18 protein-coding genes and 1 pseudogene are annotated in these 16,330 nt (G+C 53.9%); 7 read left to right on the forward strand and 12 right to left on the reverse strand.

From position 1 onward, the window contains the following. Positions 1-75 precede the first annotated feature (75 nt). The 3 genes and pseudogenes from ABIB18_RS12785 to ABIB18_RS12795 all read right to left on the reverse strand — a co-directional run. Positions 76-930 (reverse strand): annotated as a pseudogene (locus tag ABIB18_RS12785) (Glu/Leu/Phe/Val family dehydrogenase); the annotation flags it as partial. Between the two features lie 481 nt (positions 931-1,411). Beyond that, positions 1,412-1,801: a DUF1090 domain-containing protein gene (locus tag ABIB18_RS12790; protein ID WP_279809920.1), complete on the reverse strand. Its 390-nt coding sequence runs from the start codon at positions 1,799-1,801 to the stop codon at positions 1,412-1,414. A 128-nt stretch (positions 1,802-1,929) separates the two neighbouring features. Continuing rightward, positions 1,930-2,709: a MerR family transcriptional regulator gene (locus ABIB18_RS12795; RefSeq protein WP_354474227.1), complete on the reverse strand. Its 780-nt coding sequence runs from the start codon at positions 2,707-2,709 to the stop codon at positions 1,930-1,932. A 363-nt stretch (positions 2,710-3,072) separates the two neighbouring features. Between ABIB18_RS12795 and ABIB18_RS12800 the strand changes: the two genes are divergently transcribed. Continuing rightward, a complete protein-coding gene (locus ABIB18_RS12800; RefSeq protein WP_031374461.1) occupies positions 3,073-3,468 on the forward strand; it encodes a hypothetical protein in 396 nt (131 codons plus the stop codon). 72 nt (positions 3,469-3,540) lie between these two features. On the opposite strand, the gene ABIB18_RS12805 is transcribed toward ABIB18_RS12800, so the two are convergent. Together ABIB18_RS12805 and ABIB18_RS12810 are read right to left on the reverse strand one after the other, a co-directional pair. Then, on the reverse strand, positions 3,541-4,014 hold the full coding sequence (locus ABIB18_RS12805) for a nuclear transport factor 2 family protein (protein WP_031374460.1): 474 nt from the start codon (positions 4,012-4,014) through the stop codon (positions 3,541-3,543). Between the two features lie 134 nt (positions 4,015-4,148). After that, positions 4,149-4,583, reverse strand: a complete 435-nt coding sequence (locus ABIB18_RS12810; RefSeq protein ID WP_354474229.1) for a 6,7-dimethyl-8-ribityllumazine synthase — start codon at positions 4,581-4,583, stop codon at positions 4,149-4,151. 585 nt (positions 4,584-5,168) lie between these two features. On the opposite strand from ABIB18_RS12810, the gene ABIB18_RS12815 reads away from it, so the two are divergent. Next, positions 5,169-5,876, forward strand: coding sequence for a phage antirepressor KilAC domain-containing protein (locus ABIB18_RS12815; RefSeq protein ID WP_031374458.1), 708 nt, complete (start codon positions 5,169-5,171; stop codon positions 5,874-5,876). A 120-nt stretch (positions 5,877-5,996) separates the two neighbouring features. Here the strand turns inward: ABIB18_RS12815 and ABIB18_RS12820 are convergent, their stop codons facing one another. Then, positions 5,997-6,794, reverse strand: a complete 798-nt coding sequence (locus tag ABIB18_RS12820; protein ID WP_031374457.1) for a MetQ/NlpA family ABC transporter substrate-binding protein — start codon at positions 6,792-6,794, stop codon at positions 5,997-5,999. A gap of 307 nt (positions 6,795-7,101) precedes the next feature. Between ABIB18_RS12820 and ABIB18_RS12825 the strand changes: the two genes are divergently transcribed. Then, on the forward strand, positions 7,102-7,494 hold the full coding sequence (locus ABIB18_RS12825; protein WP_354474232.1) for a cupin domain-containing protein: 393 nt from the start codon (positions 7,102-7,104) through the stop codon (positions 7,492-7,494). Between the two features lie 23 nt (positions 7,495-7,517). Here ABIB18_RS12825 and ABIB18_RS12830 read toward each other — a convergent pair whose 3' ends face one another. The 4 genes from ABIB18_RS12830 to ABIB18_RS12845 form a co-directional block, all read right to left on the reverse strand. Further along, positions 7,518-8,201: a molybdate ABC transporter substrate-binding protein gene (locus tag ABIB18_RS12830; RefSeq protein WP_354474234.1), complete on the reverse strand. Its 684-nt coding sequence runs from the start codon at positions 8,199-8,201 to the stop codon at positions 7,518-7,520. After that, entirely contained in the window at positions 8,201-9,253 is a 1,053-nt protein-coding gene (locus ABIB18_RS12835) for an ABC transporter substrate-binding protein (RefSeq protein WP_089561789.1), read from the reverse strand. Before ABIB18_RS12835 ends, ABIB18_RS12830 begins: the two co-directional genes overlap by 1 nt. Before the next feature lie 205 nt (positions 9,254-9,458). Continuing rightward, positions 9,459-9,803: a cupin domain-containing protein gene (locus ABIB18_RS12840; protein WP_089561788.1), complete on the reverse strand. Its 345-nt coding sequence runs from the start codon at positions 9,801-9,803 to the stop codon at positions 9,459-9,461. Positions 9,804-9,946: 143 nt separating this feature from the next. Beyond that, complete coding sequence (locus ABIB18_RS12845; RefSeq protein ID WP_354474236.1) at positions 9,947-11,155, reverse strand: aldose 1-epimerase family protein; 1,209 nt, start codon at positions 11,153-11,155, stop codon at positions 9,947-9,949. A 407-nt stretch (positions 11,156-11,562) separates the two neighbouring features. On the opposite strand from ABIB18_RS12845, the gene ABIB18_RS12850 reads away from it, so the two are divergent. The 4 genes from ABIB18_RS12850 to ABIB18_RS12865 are packed head-to-tail and all read left to right on the forward strand — an operon-like array spanning position 11,563 to position 14,630. Then, entirely contained in the window at positions 11,563-12,126 is a 564-nt protein-coding gene (locus ABIB18_RS12850; RefSeq protein ID WP_031374452.1) for a peroxiredoxin, read from the forward strand. 24 nt (positions 12,127-12,150) lie between these two features. Next, complete coding sequence (locus ABIB18_RS12855) at positions 12,151-13,389, forward strand: protein-disulfide reductase DsbD family protein (protein ID WP_354474238.1); 1,239 nt, start codon at positions 12,151-12,153, stop codon at positions 13,387-13,389. Between the two features lie 58 nt (positions 13,390-13,447). Then, positions 13,448-13,999 (forward strand): sigma-70 family RNA polymerase sigma factor, encoded by a 552-nt coding sequence (locus ABIB18_RS12860; RefSeq protein ID WP_031374450.1) that lies wholly within the window; start codon positions 13,448-13,450, stop codon positions 13,997-13,999. Beyond that, positions 13,986-14,630 carry an NrsF family protein gene (locus tag ABIB18_RS12865; RefSeq protein WP_069729333.1) on the forward strand — a complete coding sequence of 215 codons (645 nt, stop codon included), beginning with the start codon at positions 13,986-13,988 and terminating at the stop codon, positions 14,628-14,630. The genes ABIB18_RS12860 and ABIB18_RS12865 overlap by 14 nt, the downstream gene beginning before the upstream one ends. A gap of 73 nt (positions 14,631-14,703) precedes the next feature. Here the strand turns inward: ABIB18_RS12865 and ABIB18_RS12870 are convergent, their stop codons facing one another. Both ABIB18_RS12870 and ABIB18_RS12875 read right to left on the reverse strand, forming a co-directional pair. Next, positions 14,704-15,090: a VOC family protein gene (locus ABIB18_RS12870; protein WP_354474241.1), complete on the reverse strand. Its 387-nt coding sequence runs from the start codon at positions 15,088-15,090 to the stop codon at positions 14,704-14,706. Next, on the reverse strand, positions 15,087-16,250 hold the full coding sequence (locus ABIB18_RS12875; RefSeq protein WP_354474243.1) for an MFS transporter: 1,164 nt from the start codon (positions 16,248-16,250) through the stop codon (positions 15,087-15,089). The genes ABIB18_RS12870 and ABIB18_RS12875 overlap by 4 nt, the downstream gene beginning before the upstream one ends. Between the last annotated feature and the right edge of the window lie 80 nt (positions 16,251-16,330).

Below are 16,330 nucleotides of genomic sequence, written 5' to 3' on the forward strand. Positions count from 1 at the left end.
CAAAACCGCCTGTCAACCTAGCCCCCATACCACAGCTCAGATGTACAAAAAACAACCTTAACGTACAATAATTTTCGATATCCAAACTGACCCCGGATAGCCGGCAATCTGCTTATGGGCGATCTGCCATTCAGTCAGCGCAGCCATGTCGATGCCGTCGGCATTGAACAGTGTCGCGGTATGGTCCTGAATCACCACCACTCGTGCGCCAGCCTCATTAAACAGGCGGGCGGCTTCGCTGCCGACGTTACCAAAGCCCTGCACCGCAACGCGGGCGCCTTCAATATCAATACCGGCACGACGCGCCACTTCACGGCCGGTGATAAACACCCCGCGACCAGTGGCTTTTTCACGACCCAGCGAACCACCGAGGTGAATCGGCTTACCGGTGACAACGCCGGTAATCGTAGTGCCGTGGTTCATGGAGTAGGTATCCATCATCCACGCCATCACTTTGCTGTTAGTGCCGACGTCTGGCGCAGGAATATCTTTTTGCGGTCCGATGATGATGCCGATCTCGCTGGTATAACGGCGGGTCAGTCGCTCAAGTTCACCGTCGGACAGTTTGAAAGGATCAACGCGGATGCCGCCCTTAGCACCACCATACGGCAGGTTGACTGCGGCACACTTGATGGTCATCCAGGCGGAAAGCGCCATCACCTCATTGAGATCAACATCCGGATGGTAGCGAATGCCGCCTTTGCCCGGACCGCGTGAAAGGTTGTGCTGTACGCGATAGCCTTCGAAATGGCGGATTGAGCCATCGTCCATTTGCAGAGGAATATCGACAATCAACGCACGTTTTGGATGACGCAAAGTATCTATCCAACGTGAAAGATCGCCTAAATAGGGCGCAACCCGGTCGATTTGTTGTAAGTAGGTGGACCAGGCAGATGTACTGCTTTCAGACGCATAAGATAACTTATCCATAAAAAACCTTTCTTAATGAAGTTATTTATTGTGTGGAGCCGTGGAGACAGAGCGCAAATCACTGCGCCGCTATAATCTAACACTCCTGAAACAAATAAGATGGTGATGTCAGCACCGCAGCAGCGCTGATTGCGCCTTTTTGGCGCATCCGCAGTGAATAATTATCCGCATTCGCTCACCATCATAGGCGAATAATCATGCGCATAGAGCGCATAGTGGCTGCATAGAAAGGGAAATATCGCCATTTTTCAGATCTTTGAAGGCGTTCAAAAAGTTAAATAATTGATCGCAGCCATATTGACTTTACTGCACCAATTAAGTGCATGAGAATAAGTAATCAAAGGATGAGATTAAGTAATGGGTTGCGGCGGGATAGCGCAGGCTAATCAGGCAATTAGCGTTGGCAGCCGTTCAGCGGAAAAGTAACGTGAAGTAAAAGGGGAAAGGGGTGGACCAGCCGGTGCGGCTGGTCCACGTGAGATTATTGCTGCAGCGCCTGTTCCGCTTCCTGCAGTTCCTGACGGGCTTCAGCCAGTTTCTGCTGACGCTTTTCAATTTTACTGGCGCTACGTCCTTCAGCCTGTGCTTTTGCCAGTTCCTGTTGCCGCTCCTGCACCTTTTGCTTTTTCTCAGCGACTTTCTCCTGCCGCTGCTGCAACAGACCGCTGTCGGTACAGTGGGCCTTTACTTCGCTCAGTGCTTTTTCAAGACCGGCAGTCTGATGGGTATTATTATGCTGGCGAGCATAGGAGAGCTGGGTTTCAATCTCCTGCTTTTTCGCGGCACAACCGGTCAGGTCATCGGACGCCTGAGCAATGCTAAAGGTGGCAGGCAGCATAAATAAGCTTAGGATCAGCAAGGTTTTTTTCATTATCGTCTCGTCAATGAGTCTGTGTGGTGGCATCAGTATACGCAGCCATCTTAAGAGATTCTTAACCGAAAAAAATATGTGCCTGGGGCGGAAAACAGGGAGGGATTCGGAGAAAATGCTGCCTGCAGTCAGGCAGCCGAGGAGGTTTTGTTCCGGAGAGTCGCAACATAGTGCAGATTACGATCGGGACCGCTAAGCATCACCGGCTCACCTGCCTGGCGCTGCTGTTCAAAATAGTCCTGCATTGTCTGGCTGATGCCCGCGCCACACCACATCACATGGTGCTGATGTAAATCGGTTTTCACCGCTGGCTCACCGCTGGTATGCGAAGCAACATCAACGTGGAAGCCCATCGCCGACAGCCGAATCGCTTCCAGCCAGATTTCGGTTTCATCGCGCACGCTGACCGCTTCGAGAAATAGCGGGATGGTGCTTTCACTGCGTGATGACGCGCGCATCACCTTGTCAGCCTGCTGTTGCACCGACTGCTGGAAACGTCTCAGCCGACGTACCGCACCCTGACGGCGATCGGCACGCAGCCAGTCGCTGAGCGGGCGTAACAGATTAAAGATAAAATCATCACCGCTGTAGTCGCTGGACATTTTGTGCATCTGGCGCGACAACGACAACGGGGTACCAAATTCGAGTTGCCACAGCATATCGCCTTTGCGTGCTGTCCAGCCCGCGGTGGAGATGGCTGATGCGCTCGCCTGTCCCTGTTTAATTTCCTGTAGCGTCGCGCCGGTTGCGGTTAAGGCAACCAGACTGCGGACTTCGCTTAACTGCGCGTCGCTCCATTGATCCTGACGTATCTGCGGTGATAACAAGCCCTGTTTCATCCAGCTTTTCAGATTCGCCGGATGGGTGCCCGTCATTGCGCAGACTGTTTCAGTAGTATGAGAATACATATCGTGCCCTCTGATGAGGGGAAGGCCGCCGGGATTAACCGGGGATGAACAGCCACTATGAACCTCATAACGACAAATTGATAGGGGGCGATCTGCGTTCAAACAGCAGCATAGCTGCCGTGACGCTGCGCTTATCCGTGGAGTAAAATCGGTTAATTACTGGCTGATCAGGTGGTTATATGATCAGGTATCAGGCGAATGAAAAGCTGTGTATTTATTCAGTAAAATTTATTTACGCTAAAAGAGCATGAATAAGCCGCTATTCAGCCGGTTTTTAAGAGCATACCGACCCGCCAACCCGTTACTTCCGGCAGGCAAACCGCTAAAATAGGCGGCTCAAATGACCAGGAGAAAGACTGCCAAATGCCTTATCGTTTTACACTCGCCGCCGTGACGGCTGCCGTTGTACTCACCGGTTGTGCCCGCCACGCCGCTAACGATGCTCCCAGTGAATTTGCTGCTGGCCCGACGCAGATCGATGTTTCACACATCAAAACCCGTGCAGACGATGGGTCCAACGTTTTTCTGACGGTGGACGGTAAAGATGCCGGCCCGTTACCCAATGGCGAAAGCATGCTGTTGCACGTTCCGGCAGGCAAACATCAGGTTGGTGGCTACGTCCCAACGCTGTTCGGTCTCGGTCGGGTCACCATTGCCCCAATTGAAGTGACAACGTCACCTGATGACGTTAAAAAAGTGGCTTATACGGTCACCCGTAATAAAGCGTCATTTGTCGAAAATCCTGACGAACAGGGTTAAGCGCACCAGTGAGGACAGTAATCACCCAGCGGTAAGCCTCGCTGGGTGCATTCAGTCGGGGTAGTCCCGAAACTACAGGCCAAGCTCGCTGAGTGAAGGATGGTCATCAGGACGGCGGCCCTGCGGCCAGTGAAACAGTCGCTGGCTTTCAGTGATTGGCAGGTCATTAATACTGGCGTGACGCTGCATCATTAAGCCGTTGTCGTCGAAAGCCCAGTTTTCATTGCCGTAAGATCGATACCACTGCTGACTGGCATCATGCCATTCATAGGCGAACCGCACCGCAATGCGGTTGTGGTGAAAACTCCACAGCTCTTTAATCAACCGGTATTGCTGCTCCCGCAGCCATTTCTGCTGCAGAAAGGCGATAATCTCCGCGCGACCGGTAATAAAGGTGTCTCGATTGCGCCACTGACTGTCGATGGTATAAGCCAGCGAAACCCGATCAGCATCCCGACTGTTCCAGGCATCCTCTGCCAGACGGACCTTTTCGCTAGCCTGTTCGGCGAGGGTAAACGGTGGCAAGGGCGGGCGAGGCTTCTCCATCATCTTCTCCTTACTCAGGCTCCGGCAGCCAGAGCCGACGCGGCTGCACCTATTAAAGCACAGCGACTCTCGGTTGATTTTAACCGGCAGGCTGACTGAGAGTGGCATCACCCTCAGCCGCAGTATTTAGAAAATCAGAGTGCGATCGCATGGATCTGGCTGACAGCACGCGCCGCTTCTTTGCCTTTCTTCACGAAATGTTCAGTGTAGAAGTCAATAAACTCCGGTGCTGGCTGGAAGTTATGCGGCGTTAACGACACCGAGAAGATCGGCACGTTGGTGGTCAGCTGGGCCTGCATCAGACCGCTGACAACCGCCTGCGCGACAAAATCATGGCGATAGATTCCGCCATCGACAACCAGTGCGGCACAGACTACGGCGTCAAACTTGCCGGTCTGAGCCAGACGTTGCGCCAGCAGCGGCATTTCAAAAGCGCCCGGAACATTCCATGTTTTGATCTCATATGGCGTACCGCGACTTTCCAGTTCCTGTTCGAATCCGCTCAGGGCCTGAGAAACGATTTCGCTATGCCAGTTTGCTTTGATAAAGGCGACTTTCAACGGCTGCATGACTTACTCCAGTTAAAGTGACATCGGCAGGCTGACGGCTGAGATAAAGCGCCTGTGCCCCGAATCAATATGTTTTGCCCGGATGGCCGCGCGAGTCAATCGATCGGCGGCGATCCGGCAGTCAGTAGATTGGCGCGCCCTGAAACGCTATTCAGGATAGGTCTCATTGTCCTGAATAAGTCAGTAAGCAGGGCGTTCAGCCGCGGCGAAAGGTGGATTCGACCGCCACTACTATACTGTAATGTAAAGAATCTGTGTCCGTCTTTATCGATCATGCTGTGTTTAAAGCTGAAACGCGCGGGGCGATGCTGGCAACATCGCGTTGCATAAACAGCCACAGTGTCCTCATCGCCAGACAGCGACAGCATCCTCACTGCTATCCGCTTCATCCGTATGGCTGCATCGTTAAACCACACCCCAGCGAAACCGCTATCTCCCCGGTAAAAATTCCTCTGCAACCGCCGTTTTGCGTAACGGGTTCCGGTTAGGCAATTGTTCAAATAAAATACTGGATATTTGAACAGGTGTTTGTATAATAAATCTACTGCCCGCTGGGTATTGGTAGAGTTAGTGAGGGGTTAACCCATGATGATTTCGACTGAAAGCCTCAAATCACTGGAACAATCGGTCACAATGAGCAGCCGTGAACTGGCTCAGATGACCGGCATCACGCATGGAGAAGTTAAGCGGTTAATTAAAAGTCTGGAGACCGCCCAGCGCCTGTCGCAACCGATAATCGTCAATGATTATGAGCGGGAAGGGGAAGTGCGCCAGGAGTACCGCCTGAATAAACGTGATTCGCTGCTGGCCGTGGCGCGCCTGTCACCGGGCTTTACCGCTGAAGTGCTGGATCGCTGGCAGGATCGCGAAAGAACCACTCATCTGCCCGATTTCACCAATCCGGCGGAAGCTGCACGCGCCTGGGCTGAGCAGTTTGAACAGCGCCAGGCCGCTGAGCAGCAGCTGGCGCTTTCTGCCCCAAAAGCAGCTTTCTTTGACAGCTTTGTTGAGGTTGAAGATTCGCTGGGTTTTCGCCAGCTGTGCAAAATGCTGAAGGTCAAAGAGCCTGAATTCCGTCAGTTCCTGCTGGAACGCAACATTATGTATCGTGCAAAAGGGACGCTGACACCACAGCATTACCACCTGCAGGCCGGTTATTTCACGCTGCATTCCGGTGTGGGTGAAAACCAGCACGCCTTTTCCCAGGCACGTTTTACCTCAAAAGGGGTGAAATGGATCGCCAGCCTGTGGGCCGGTCATGTTTCAGCACAGCCTAAGGGCGCCGCCGCCTGACCGCTGCTTTGCTGAAATAATGCCAGATGCAGCCGGAAATCATTAAGGGTATGCCTCAACGCCGGGCATAAAAAAGGCCGCAATACTGTGCGGCCTTTTTACGTTTTGGCGTAAAGTTAATTACCAGCCTTTAATGGCATCGCCTTTATAAACTTCTTCTGCCTTGGCCGCTACTTCAGGTGATTGCAGTGCCGATTTCAGCTTCTGAATTTTATCACTGTCTTTATTATCTTCGCGTGAAACCAGCGCGTTGACATAAGGAGAGGCCGCACTTTCCATAAATAAGCCGTCACGATGCGCTGATAATCCAGCCTGCGCCGAGAAATTGGTATTAATGATCGAAAGGGTAACGTTAGGATCATCCAGCGTACGGGTCAGCTGCGGCGTATCAACTTCAACCAGTTTCAGATTCTTTGGATTCTCAGTAATATCCAGTGAGGTCGGTAAATAGCCGACACCATCTTTAAGCTTAATCAGGCCCTGTGCCTGCAGCAGTAACAGGCTGCGTCCGAGGGTGGTCGCTTCGTTAGAGATGGTGATCGTTGCGCCATCCTGAAGCTCGCTGATATTTTTGATTTTGTGCGAGTAGGCCGCAATCGGGAAGACAAAGGTCTTACCGACCACAGCAAATTTGTAGCCACGTTCTTTAGATTGATCTTCCAGATAAGGCAGACTCTGGAAGGCATTAGCATCGACTTCTTTATTATTCAGCGCTTCATTAGGTAACACGTAGTCGTTGAAGTTAAGCACTTCCACATCCAGCTTATATTTCTCTTTCGCTACCTGCTGTACCACCTGCCAGATCGCTTCATCCGGCCCGGTATTAATCGCCACTTTTACTTTGTTGTCGTCATCCTGGTTACAGGCGGATAATAATAAAACAGAACTGGCGAGTAACGCCGTGAACAGACCTTTCATTATCAAATATCCCTTAGGTTGTAGATGGCATCAAAGATAATACAGAATTGTTATGATGCGTACTGGCTGACGGATATATCTTATAACCACAAACACCAGTATTGTTCATAAATTAAGCACAACAAAACCGACGCTGCCGTTTTGATGAAAGTATCACTGTCGAGGAGCTGTGCAATATTCTTCCTGCCACGGCAATGGCGCGCTGCACAAGGCCGATTGCGCCGGAGCGGCGAATTTCTTCTATGCTTATCCCGCTAAGCAGGCCAGATCGTTCTGCTCACAGTTGAATTATTAACAGGGATTTACCATGTCAAAACAGGATAACAACGCTTCCGGGGTTAACGCAGTCGAAGTAATGCGCAGCAGTCAGGCCTGGAACGGTGAGGAAATAGAATGCTACCCGGCGGGCCAGCCCGAACTGACCGTGATGCGGCTGTCACTGCCTGCCAACACCTCATTACCCTGGCATACCCATCCGATGCCCAATGCGGCGTTTGTGCTGTCCGGTACCTTAATGGTTGAAGATAAACAGAGTGGCGAACAGCAAACCTTTAAGGCCGGAGAAGCCCTGAATGAAACGGTTAACAGCGCACATCGGGGTTTTACCCTCGACCAGCCAGCCGAACTGGTGATCACCTACGCCGGGGTGAAAGGGCAGCAACTGACTGAGCCACTGCCAGGTGAACCGGAAGAGTTTTAAGACTTAAACAGCAGGGGCTGCGGCTAACCACCAAATCCGGCCTGACGCAATACGGCTTTTGCCTGTGCCGACGCTAAAAATTGCGTCAGCCGCTCCGCCTCGGGCGTGATGACTGCACAACCATAGGCGACGCGCGGGTTATACGATACCGGGATATCGATCACTGTCAGCCCGGCAACCTGGCGCAGGGCGGTCCGATAGCTGGAATATCCAATAAACAGATCCGCCTGGCCCTCGATAAGCAGCCATTCCGCCGCCAGCCTGCCAGCCGGCACCGGTACAGAATCAGGTCCACCGACCAGTGGCATTGCACGCTGACGTACCGCCTCGCCAGCCGGACCCATCCGGCTAAAAAGCGCCTGAGTATAGTCACCTGAAGGATCGCTTACCGGCGTTGACGTTGCCAGCCGCAGTTCATGGCGGGTGAGCAGGGTGAACCAGTCGTCACCGGTTTGCAGCACGTCGTTACGCACCGTCAGGCACAGCTTATTGCTGGCAAACGGGCTTACCGACAGCGCTCGTCCGTCATCCAGCAATCGCTGCGGATGCGCCATATTGGCGGAGGCAAACAGGTCACAGGATTCTCCCGCTTCGATGCGTTCGCGCAACAGTCCGGCAGGGCCAAATACGCTGTCGACAGCATGCGGAAAGTGGGCCATCAGCGCGGGCCATACGCTTTTCAGGCTACCAGCCGCCAGCACGCGCATCAGTCATTACCCTGCCAGGAGGTGCGGTAGAATCGCTGATACCAGTCGTTCGCCAGTTTGCGCATATCCACGTCCTGAAACTTCGCCGGGTAGAGTTTTTTCGCCATCCACAGTTCACCAATACCCATCGCTTCCGGCATCGGATAGCCCCAGGCTTTCGCGTAATCTGGCATCAGATAGACCCGATGGTTTTTCACCGCCGAAATGGTCTGCCACTGCGGGGAATGCTGGATTTCAGCGACCACCGACGGATAACGATCCTGGACAAAAATCACCTCAGGATCCCAGGCGATCACCTGTTCCATTGAGACGGTTTTGAATCCGGTCACAGTTGCCGCCGCCACGTTGACTGCGCCCGCATGCGCCATCATCAGACCGGTATATTTACCTGAGCCGTAGGTGGTCAGCTGCGGGTTTGCCATATATGCGCGAACGCGTTGGTTGGCCGGAATTGCTTTCAGCCGGTCACTGACCATTTTACGGCCCCGATCGGTGGCTTCAATCAGTGCTTTCGCTTCCGCCGGTTTATTGACGATCTCTCCGATAAGGGTGATTCCTTCGCGTAATCCGCTATCGTAGGCGGTTTCTTCATCGGCCAGAGTCGGATTGAGTTTTGCTTTTTCGCCCGTCCGATCGTGGCGCAGGGAGATGGCCACCACCGGCATGCCCAGCGCGCTGATGCTGTCGATCATCTCCTGAGGCGCGTAATTGGTCACAAACACCACCTGTGGATGGAGCGCCACCAGTTTTTCAGGGTCGACATGGGTGAGATCACCCAGCGCCGCTTTCTGGCTCAGCGTCGGTGCCAGACGGGCATAGCTGTCGCCAAGCTGCTGCTTCCAGTTCGCCATCACGCCAACAATTTTGTCGGTGGCATTCATTTGCACCAGCAGATTCAGCGTCTGATGCTGAAGTACGACCACGCGATCGACGCGATCGGGAATCGTGACCTGACGGCCAAGCTGATCGATAATTTGTCGCGATGCCTGCGAGATGAGCGGAAGAACTATCAGTGAACCTGCAATCAGTAACTGTAAAACGCGCTTAATCATAATGTCCCCGGATTTTCGATATGCAAAAGATTATACAGCGCTAGCGGCAAAAGGTCCTGATGCAAATCAGCATATTCTGGCGGCGGGACGGAAAAACAGGATAAAATGAAAAGCCTTATCATGTGCGCATAATCTATCTTATGTTAAATTAACACTCTCACACAGAGAGTCAGACTCTCGCACCTAACCCCTGCTGCTCTTTGCTTTATTGCTCCGCCACATCAGAGCGGTCACCGCGCGTGGTTGGATGAGAAATGACGATAAACTCAACTGCGCTATCGGACTCATTTCGCGCCTGATGCTTTGCCGCAGGAGGAATTTCAATCCCCTGCCGTGCGGCAATCTGATGCTTCTCACCTTCAAGCTCCATGGTGAGCACGCCGTCGAGTACAAAGAAAAACTGGCGTGAGAGCGAATGAAAATGACGTTTTTCCTGCGTATCGGCCGGCATTTTTTCATGAATAATCAGCATATCCTGACGCTTCAGCAGATACCATCCATCGCAGGCATCGCCCCAGTGATAGTGCTCTGCATTCTCTTTTGAAATCATTACGCCCTCGAATTCCGCTATAAAAGAACCTGCTATTATCTGCTCAACGCGGTAGCCCGCGCTGGCTGATGAATATTGCAGATTATCAGTAGAAAAAAATCCCGCAACGGCAACTGACGTTAGCGGGATTTTTATCTTACCGATTACTCTTTGGCTATTGGCGTCGCAATTTCATCAATTTTGGTCTCGCCCTGAATAGTTTTGATCCTCTGCTCAACGTCTTTTACCTGCTCACTGTTATGCAGCAAGGTATAGGTCAGATCAAATGCGGTGCTGGCACCAGGTTGCAATTGCTTAACACGTTTTTGTTCACGTTCAATGGTAACCGGATAGGCGTAACTGGTGCCGGGTTCAATACCGGTCACATAGCCTTGCTTCAGCGTATCACTATTTTTCCACAGCGACAGCACCGGTAACTGGCGGGTATCAAACTGGATCGACGCGCCGCTGTTACCTGCTTTATTTACCACCGCAGCGACCGACTGATGATGATCATCAGCCAGCGGTTTGACGTTAAACACTATCTCGTCGAAATCTTTGGTTGGCCCCTGATAGGTTTGCCAGGTTTTCAGGCCGGCTTTGGCATAGTCATTAAACGGACTGATGCTGGACATCGGCGCGAGGAAACGCGCGCCCTCTTCCAGAATAGGTGTGCCAAAGTTACTGTGGTAAATGATCTGATAATCGTGCGGGTAGTCACCGTGGTTGGTTAATACGTCATGCAGGCTGAAACTATTGCTGCCCGGCACGTAGCGCAGTTCGGTCTGGGTCTGCAAATCGGCTTTTTTGAAGGTGCTTTCCTTAATTAAGCCGCGAATGCGGATTTCATGCGGCGCCGCGTCTGCCACCTCCACTTCCAGCTGTGAAACCGGGGTATTACCGGCTTTACCATGCAGCGTATAGATTTTACCGTCGGCGGTAACCGGGTGGCCGGTCCATTCATAACCGCAGCGCACCATCATCTCATTGAAACCTTCCAGCCAGCCCAGGCCGTTACGGCTCTCCAGATTAATAAACGCCGGGTTTACCACCTCTTTCACCGGTGAATCCCAGCCCATCCGGCTGCCAAAGCCTTCGACACGTAATAAATTCATGCCGCGGGTCGGACTCAGGGTAATGGTCAGGCCATCCTGACTGCGGATCACCAGAATTTTACTGCCTTCCTGCTTACCACCATGCAGCACCTTCTGCTCAATGCTGAACGGTTTGCCTGACAGTTTCAGCTCACTGCTGGAAATCTGCCAGTTTCCTTTATCCGTGCCCTGTTCAGCACTCGTCAGCACCCAGCTTTTCGCTGTAGCAGAGCCCGAAACCAGAACCGCCAGTACCGTTAACGCCAGTTTAATTTTCATTATTCATCCCTTTTGCTGAATCGGTTTACCTTGATTTAAGGCAAATCTAGGGATTTAACGCCTGAAGAAACGTGACACGCCTCACCTGCTGAAAAAAGCGCGGATATTTGCTTCATTAATGCGCGTTAAATCACAAAAGCATGGGATCAAATGTCGGGTTACATCCGGATACGTGAACCTGAAAGCCGTTAGCTTTATTCGATTCAGCGCCGAATACGCTCTGCACCATTATTCGATTGCGATGCGGTTTATTACGTCAGCGATATTCAATTTTCTTTGCGGCTTTTGGTCGCCTGATAGAAAAAGAGAAAAATAATTATCCTGGCGCGCAACTTTTTCGCCAGACCAGCGAACCTGTTAATAAGGTCATCAGGCGACACCGCCTGCCTGTTAACGGAGAGAGAATGATGCCAATGCAAAAATCCCTGAAAACCCTGGCTGTCGCCACCCTGATGGCGCTGAGCGTGCCGGTCAGTTCTGCCTTCGCCGCTCTGCAGGTCGGTGAAAAAGCGCCTGATTTTAAGCTGGAAGCCGCGCTGGCGGGTAAAGCCACTACCTTCTCATTGCAGCAGGCGTTGCAGAAAGGTCCGGTGGTGCTCTACTTCTTCCCGGCGGCCTTCAGTGCTGGCTGCACGCTGGAAGCGCACGACTTTGCTGAAGCAACCGATGAATTTAAAAAACAGGGTGCGACAGTGATTGGCGTAACCGCAGGCAATACCGATCAGATTGCCAAATTCTCACAGCTGGAATGCCGCGATAAATTCACCGTTGCAGCCGATCCTGGCGCAAAAGTGGCGGCCGAATATAAAAGCACCATGGAGATGAAGGGCCAGAAGCTTTCTGACCGTACCTCTTACGTCATTGCGCCTGATGGCAAAATTCTGCTCAGTTACACTGACAAAAATCCGGATGCTCATATTGAGAAAGCGATGGACGCAGTTAAAAAATATCGTCAGGCCAATCCGGCTTAATTTCACCCTCTGAGTAGGTTCATCATGCTGACAGCCATCGCGGCCGCCTTTCTGGGCGGCATTATTCTCAACTTAATGCCCTGCGTGTTTCCGGTTATCTCACTGAAAGCGCTGAGCCTGATCCGCCATCACGACAAACCTGCCCATGCCCGAATGGAAGGGCTGGCGTTTCTGCTCGGCGTGGTAGTTACCATGGTTGCACTGAGCGCCGTGCTGCTGCTGGCGCGTGCCGGTGGTGCCTCGGTGGGTTGGGGATTCCAGTTACAGTCACCGCTGGTGATCGCTGTGTTGATACTGGTGATGCTCGGGTCAGCACTGAACCTGCTCGGTCTGTTTGAGGTCGGGCTGTCGGTTCAGCGGGTTGGTGGCGTAGGAAGTGACCGTGGCGGCCTGATGGGATCGGCACTGACCGGTGCGCTGGCGATTATTGTCGCCACGCCGTGCAGTGCGCCCTTTATGGCCAGCGCCGTTGGTTATGCCCTGACCCAGCCGCCGCTGGTCAGCCTGGTGATTTTTATCGCGCTGGCGCTGGGTTTTGCTGCGCCCTTTACCCTGATCTCGTTTTTCCCGCTGCTGGCCCGGATCTTACCGGCCCCCGGCGCCTGGATGATCACCCTTAAACAGGGTCTGGCTTTTCCAATGCTGGGCGCAGTTGGCTGGTTAATATGGGTGCTGGAACGTCAGGCGGGATCGGCGGCGCTGGCAGCGATTCTGGCCTGCTGTCTGTTATTCAGTTTTGCTGCTTGGCTGTATGGCATGGCGCAGAAACGCCGTATGATGGGTCGGCGTCACTGGGCGCTGCACCTCGCGACCGTCTTTTTCCTGGCGTTAGTGGTTCCGCCACTACTTAACCTGAACAGCTTCGCCGCAGCACCACAAACTGAAGAAGCCTCGCAGGCCGCCGCAGCCGTAGCCTGGTCACCGCAGAATGTCGACGCCATTAAAGGTCAGGGCAAACCGATTCTGGTTAACTTTACCGCGCCGTGGTGTATTACCTGTCAGGTCAACGATCGTACCTCGCTGTCGACGCAGGCGGTTAAAGCAGCGATGGCACGCACCAGTACCATTTACATGGTGGCGGACTCAACCAAATATAATCCTGATGTGGAACAGGCGCTGAGTGACTTTGGTCGGGGCGGTCTGCCGCTGTATGTGGTCTATCCCGCCAACGGCGGTAAGCCGATGGTATTGCCTCAGGTGCTGACGCCAGGTATCGTCATTTCAGCTCTGGATCAGGCAACGGAGAACGGAAAGAAAACGTGAATTCCATGATGAATCGACACCGTGGCAGCCCGCCAGACGGTTAATCTGCTGATAATGAATGCCAGAAACTGATAACCGCGCGCTGCTATGGCCCCATCTGATGGCCCGCGCGCAGGAAGGCGACAGAGACGCCTATAACCAGTTGTTAAAAGCGATGGTTCCGGCCATCCGCGCTTTAGTGTGCAAAAAAATCAGTGACGCTGCGCTGGTCGAAGATGTGATTCAGGAGACGCTGCTGGCGATTCATCGGGTACGCCATACCTACGATCCCCGTCGCCCGATATTGCCCTGGGTGGCGGCTATCACTTCTGCCAGGGCGATAGATGCACTGCGTCAGCGCGGTCGCCGTCAGGAAGTACAGGATGAGGATGCGCTGAACCAGCAGCCCGCCGACAGCGCTGATAGCGCCACGGCGACAGATGAACTCACCGGCTATCTGGGTACGCTGCCGCTGCGACAGCGTGAAATCGTTGAATCGGTCCATCTGCGTGAACAAAGTCTGGCGCAGGCGGCCGCCGAAACCAATCAATCGGTATCAGCGGTCAAATCCCTGCTGCATCGTGCAATGCTTAACCTACGAAAATATGGAAGCAATCATGAGAAATCATGACCCGTTTATTGATCGGCTGAGCCAGTCCGCTCAGCCGGTACGGCGTGTCTGGCCGACGCCCTGGCGCGTCACCGGCTGGATAGCCGCGGCATTGCCCTGCGGCGCGCTGAGCAGTTGGGCGTTTCATACCCGGCTGACCGACTGGTCACAGCCTGACGCGACGATCGCGCTGATCGCCCTGCTGCTATCGCTGATCATTGCTGGCAGCAGCCTCGCTGCGGCATTTACCCTGAGTATTGCCGGAAGAAAAGTGTCCGGCATGGGCTGGCTGTTGCTGCTGGCTGGCGTATGGCTGACGCTCAATCTGCTCAACATGTCCTCATCACGACCGCCTGCAGGCGCGGGTCGTTTTGGTGAAGGCATACACTGCTATCTGTTTATGCTGTCCGCCAGTCTGCCGATGATGCTGCTGTCGGTGATTGCGTTGCAGCGCACCCGCTCCCTGCATCCGGGGAAAAGTCTGGCGCTGGCCGGCTGCGGCAGCGCCTTCAGCGCTTCGATGCTGCTGTCGCTGTGTCATGATACCCATCTGCATATGATCGATTTCTTAATGCATCTGGCGGCTGGTATCACGATTGTCGCTATCACGGTACTAGTGGGACGGCGCTGGGTACGGTTAGCTCAGGCCTGATGCCCCCACGCCGCCGCCGTTGAGCCACGCGGCGGCGGCACAGTTCTGCTCAGCCGCCGATGAAAACGTCGCACTATTCCGCGACAAGCTCAATCAGATTGCCATCAGGATCGCGGATAATTGCCTCATCGAAACTATCGCCAGTCCGGCGCGGCGGCGCGATTAATATGCCACTCTCAGCCGCGCGAACTGCCATCTCATCCACCTGATGCTCATCGCCTGGCGCAATGGCGATATGCGCCCAGCCCGTCATTTCCTGGCCGGTCTGCCCCGCTTCCAGCTCGGGTAGCGTCATCAGTTCGATTGTCGTCCCTTCACGCAGGCGCATAAAATAAGAGGCGAAGCCGGGACGGTTTTTGTTGAGATGACGCTGATTACTGTTGGCACCAAACATCGCCTGCCAGAAAGCGCGCTGCGCTTCTGGATCGCGGGTCCACGGCGCGACGTGGCAAATCTTCATGCGTTATTCCCCTTCGCGGTTCTTTGTCCCAGGTCCAGCGTCATTGAGATCGCGCCGACAACCAGCATCAGCAGAATAATCAGCGAGAAGGCGAACGACAGATGGGTAAAATGCGCCACATAGCCAATCACGGCGGGGCCGCTCAATACGCCCATATAGCCGAGTGTGGTAATCGCCGGCACCGCGACGGATTGCGGCATCACCGTCTGCTGCCCTGCGGCTGAAAACATCACCGGCACGATATTGGCGCAGCCCGCGCCCACCAGGGCATAACCCAGTAACGCCAGCGGCCAGGCGGTGATAAAGGTGACGATAGCCAGACCTGCGGCAGCAATTAACGCGCCGCCCAGCACCACCGGAAAGCGTCCCAGCGACAAAATAATCCGATCGCCGGTCAGGCGCGCCACCGTCATTGCCACCGCAAAAAAGGTATAGCCCAGTCCGCCCAGCGCCTCCGGAATAGCCCGGACATCGGTCAGATAGACCGCACTCCAGTCCAGCACCGTGCCCTCGGTCAGGAACACCGCGAAGCAAATAATACCAATAATCAGTACACTACCACGCGGTATCGCAAAAGCGGGGCCTTCATAAGGATTCGCATAGGTCAGCAAACCGGCCGCGCTGTAGAGCGTCATGACCACCACCGCCGCAATGACCAGTAAGCAGCTGGCCAGCACGCTTAACCCCATTGCCAGCAACAACGTCATCAGCCCGGCGCCCGCAATTCCGCCAACGCTGTACATGCCATGGAAACCGGACATTAACGGTACCGCAGACTGCTTCTCCACCAGAATCGCCTGGATGTTCATGGCGCAATCGGTGACGCCGATACCCACGCCAAACACTAACAGCGCCAGCGCCAGCCACAGCGGATCGCTCAGTACCGACAGCCAGGGCGTACTGATAATAATCAATCCAATCGCCACCAGAATCACCCGCCGGCAGCCGAACCGGCTGGTCAGCAAGCCGGTAACCGGCATTGCGATCAGCGCCCCCATTCCCAGACACAGCAGTAGCGTTCCCAGTACCGCTTCATTGACACCGGTATTGGCACGCGCAAACGGGACAATCACCGCCCAGGTTGCAGTAACAAAACCGGCAAGAAAAAAAACGACCCGCGTCGCCAGCGTCGGGGATACTGCAGTTTCGCGAAGAGCCATACCGATCCTTTTTAAAAATGAATGCCAGAGGCCAGCCATCTGCCCTGATCAAAGCCTGCCCGCCTCTGACCCTATTGACA

Source organism: Pantoea sp. UYEF8 (assembly GCF_040546285.1).
In the GTDB taxonomy this organism is placed as follows: Bacteria; Pseudomonadota; Gammaproteobacteria; order Enterobacterales; family Enterobacteriaceae; genus Pantoea; species Pantoea brenneri.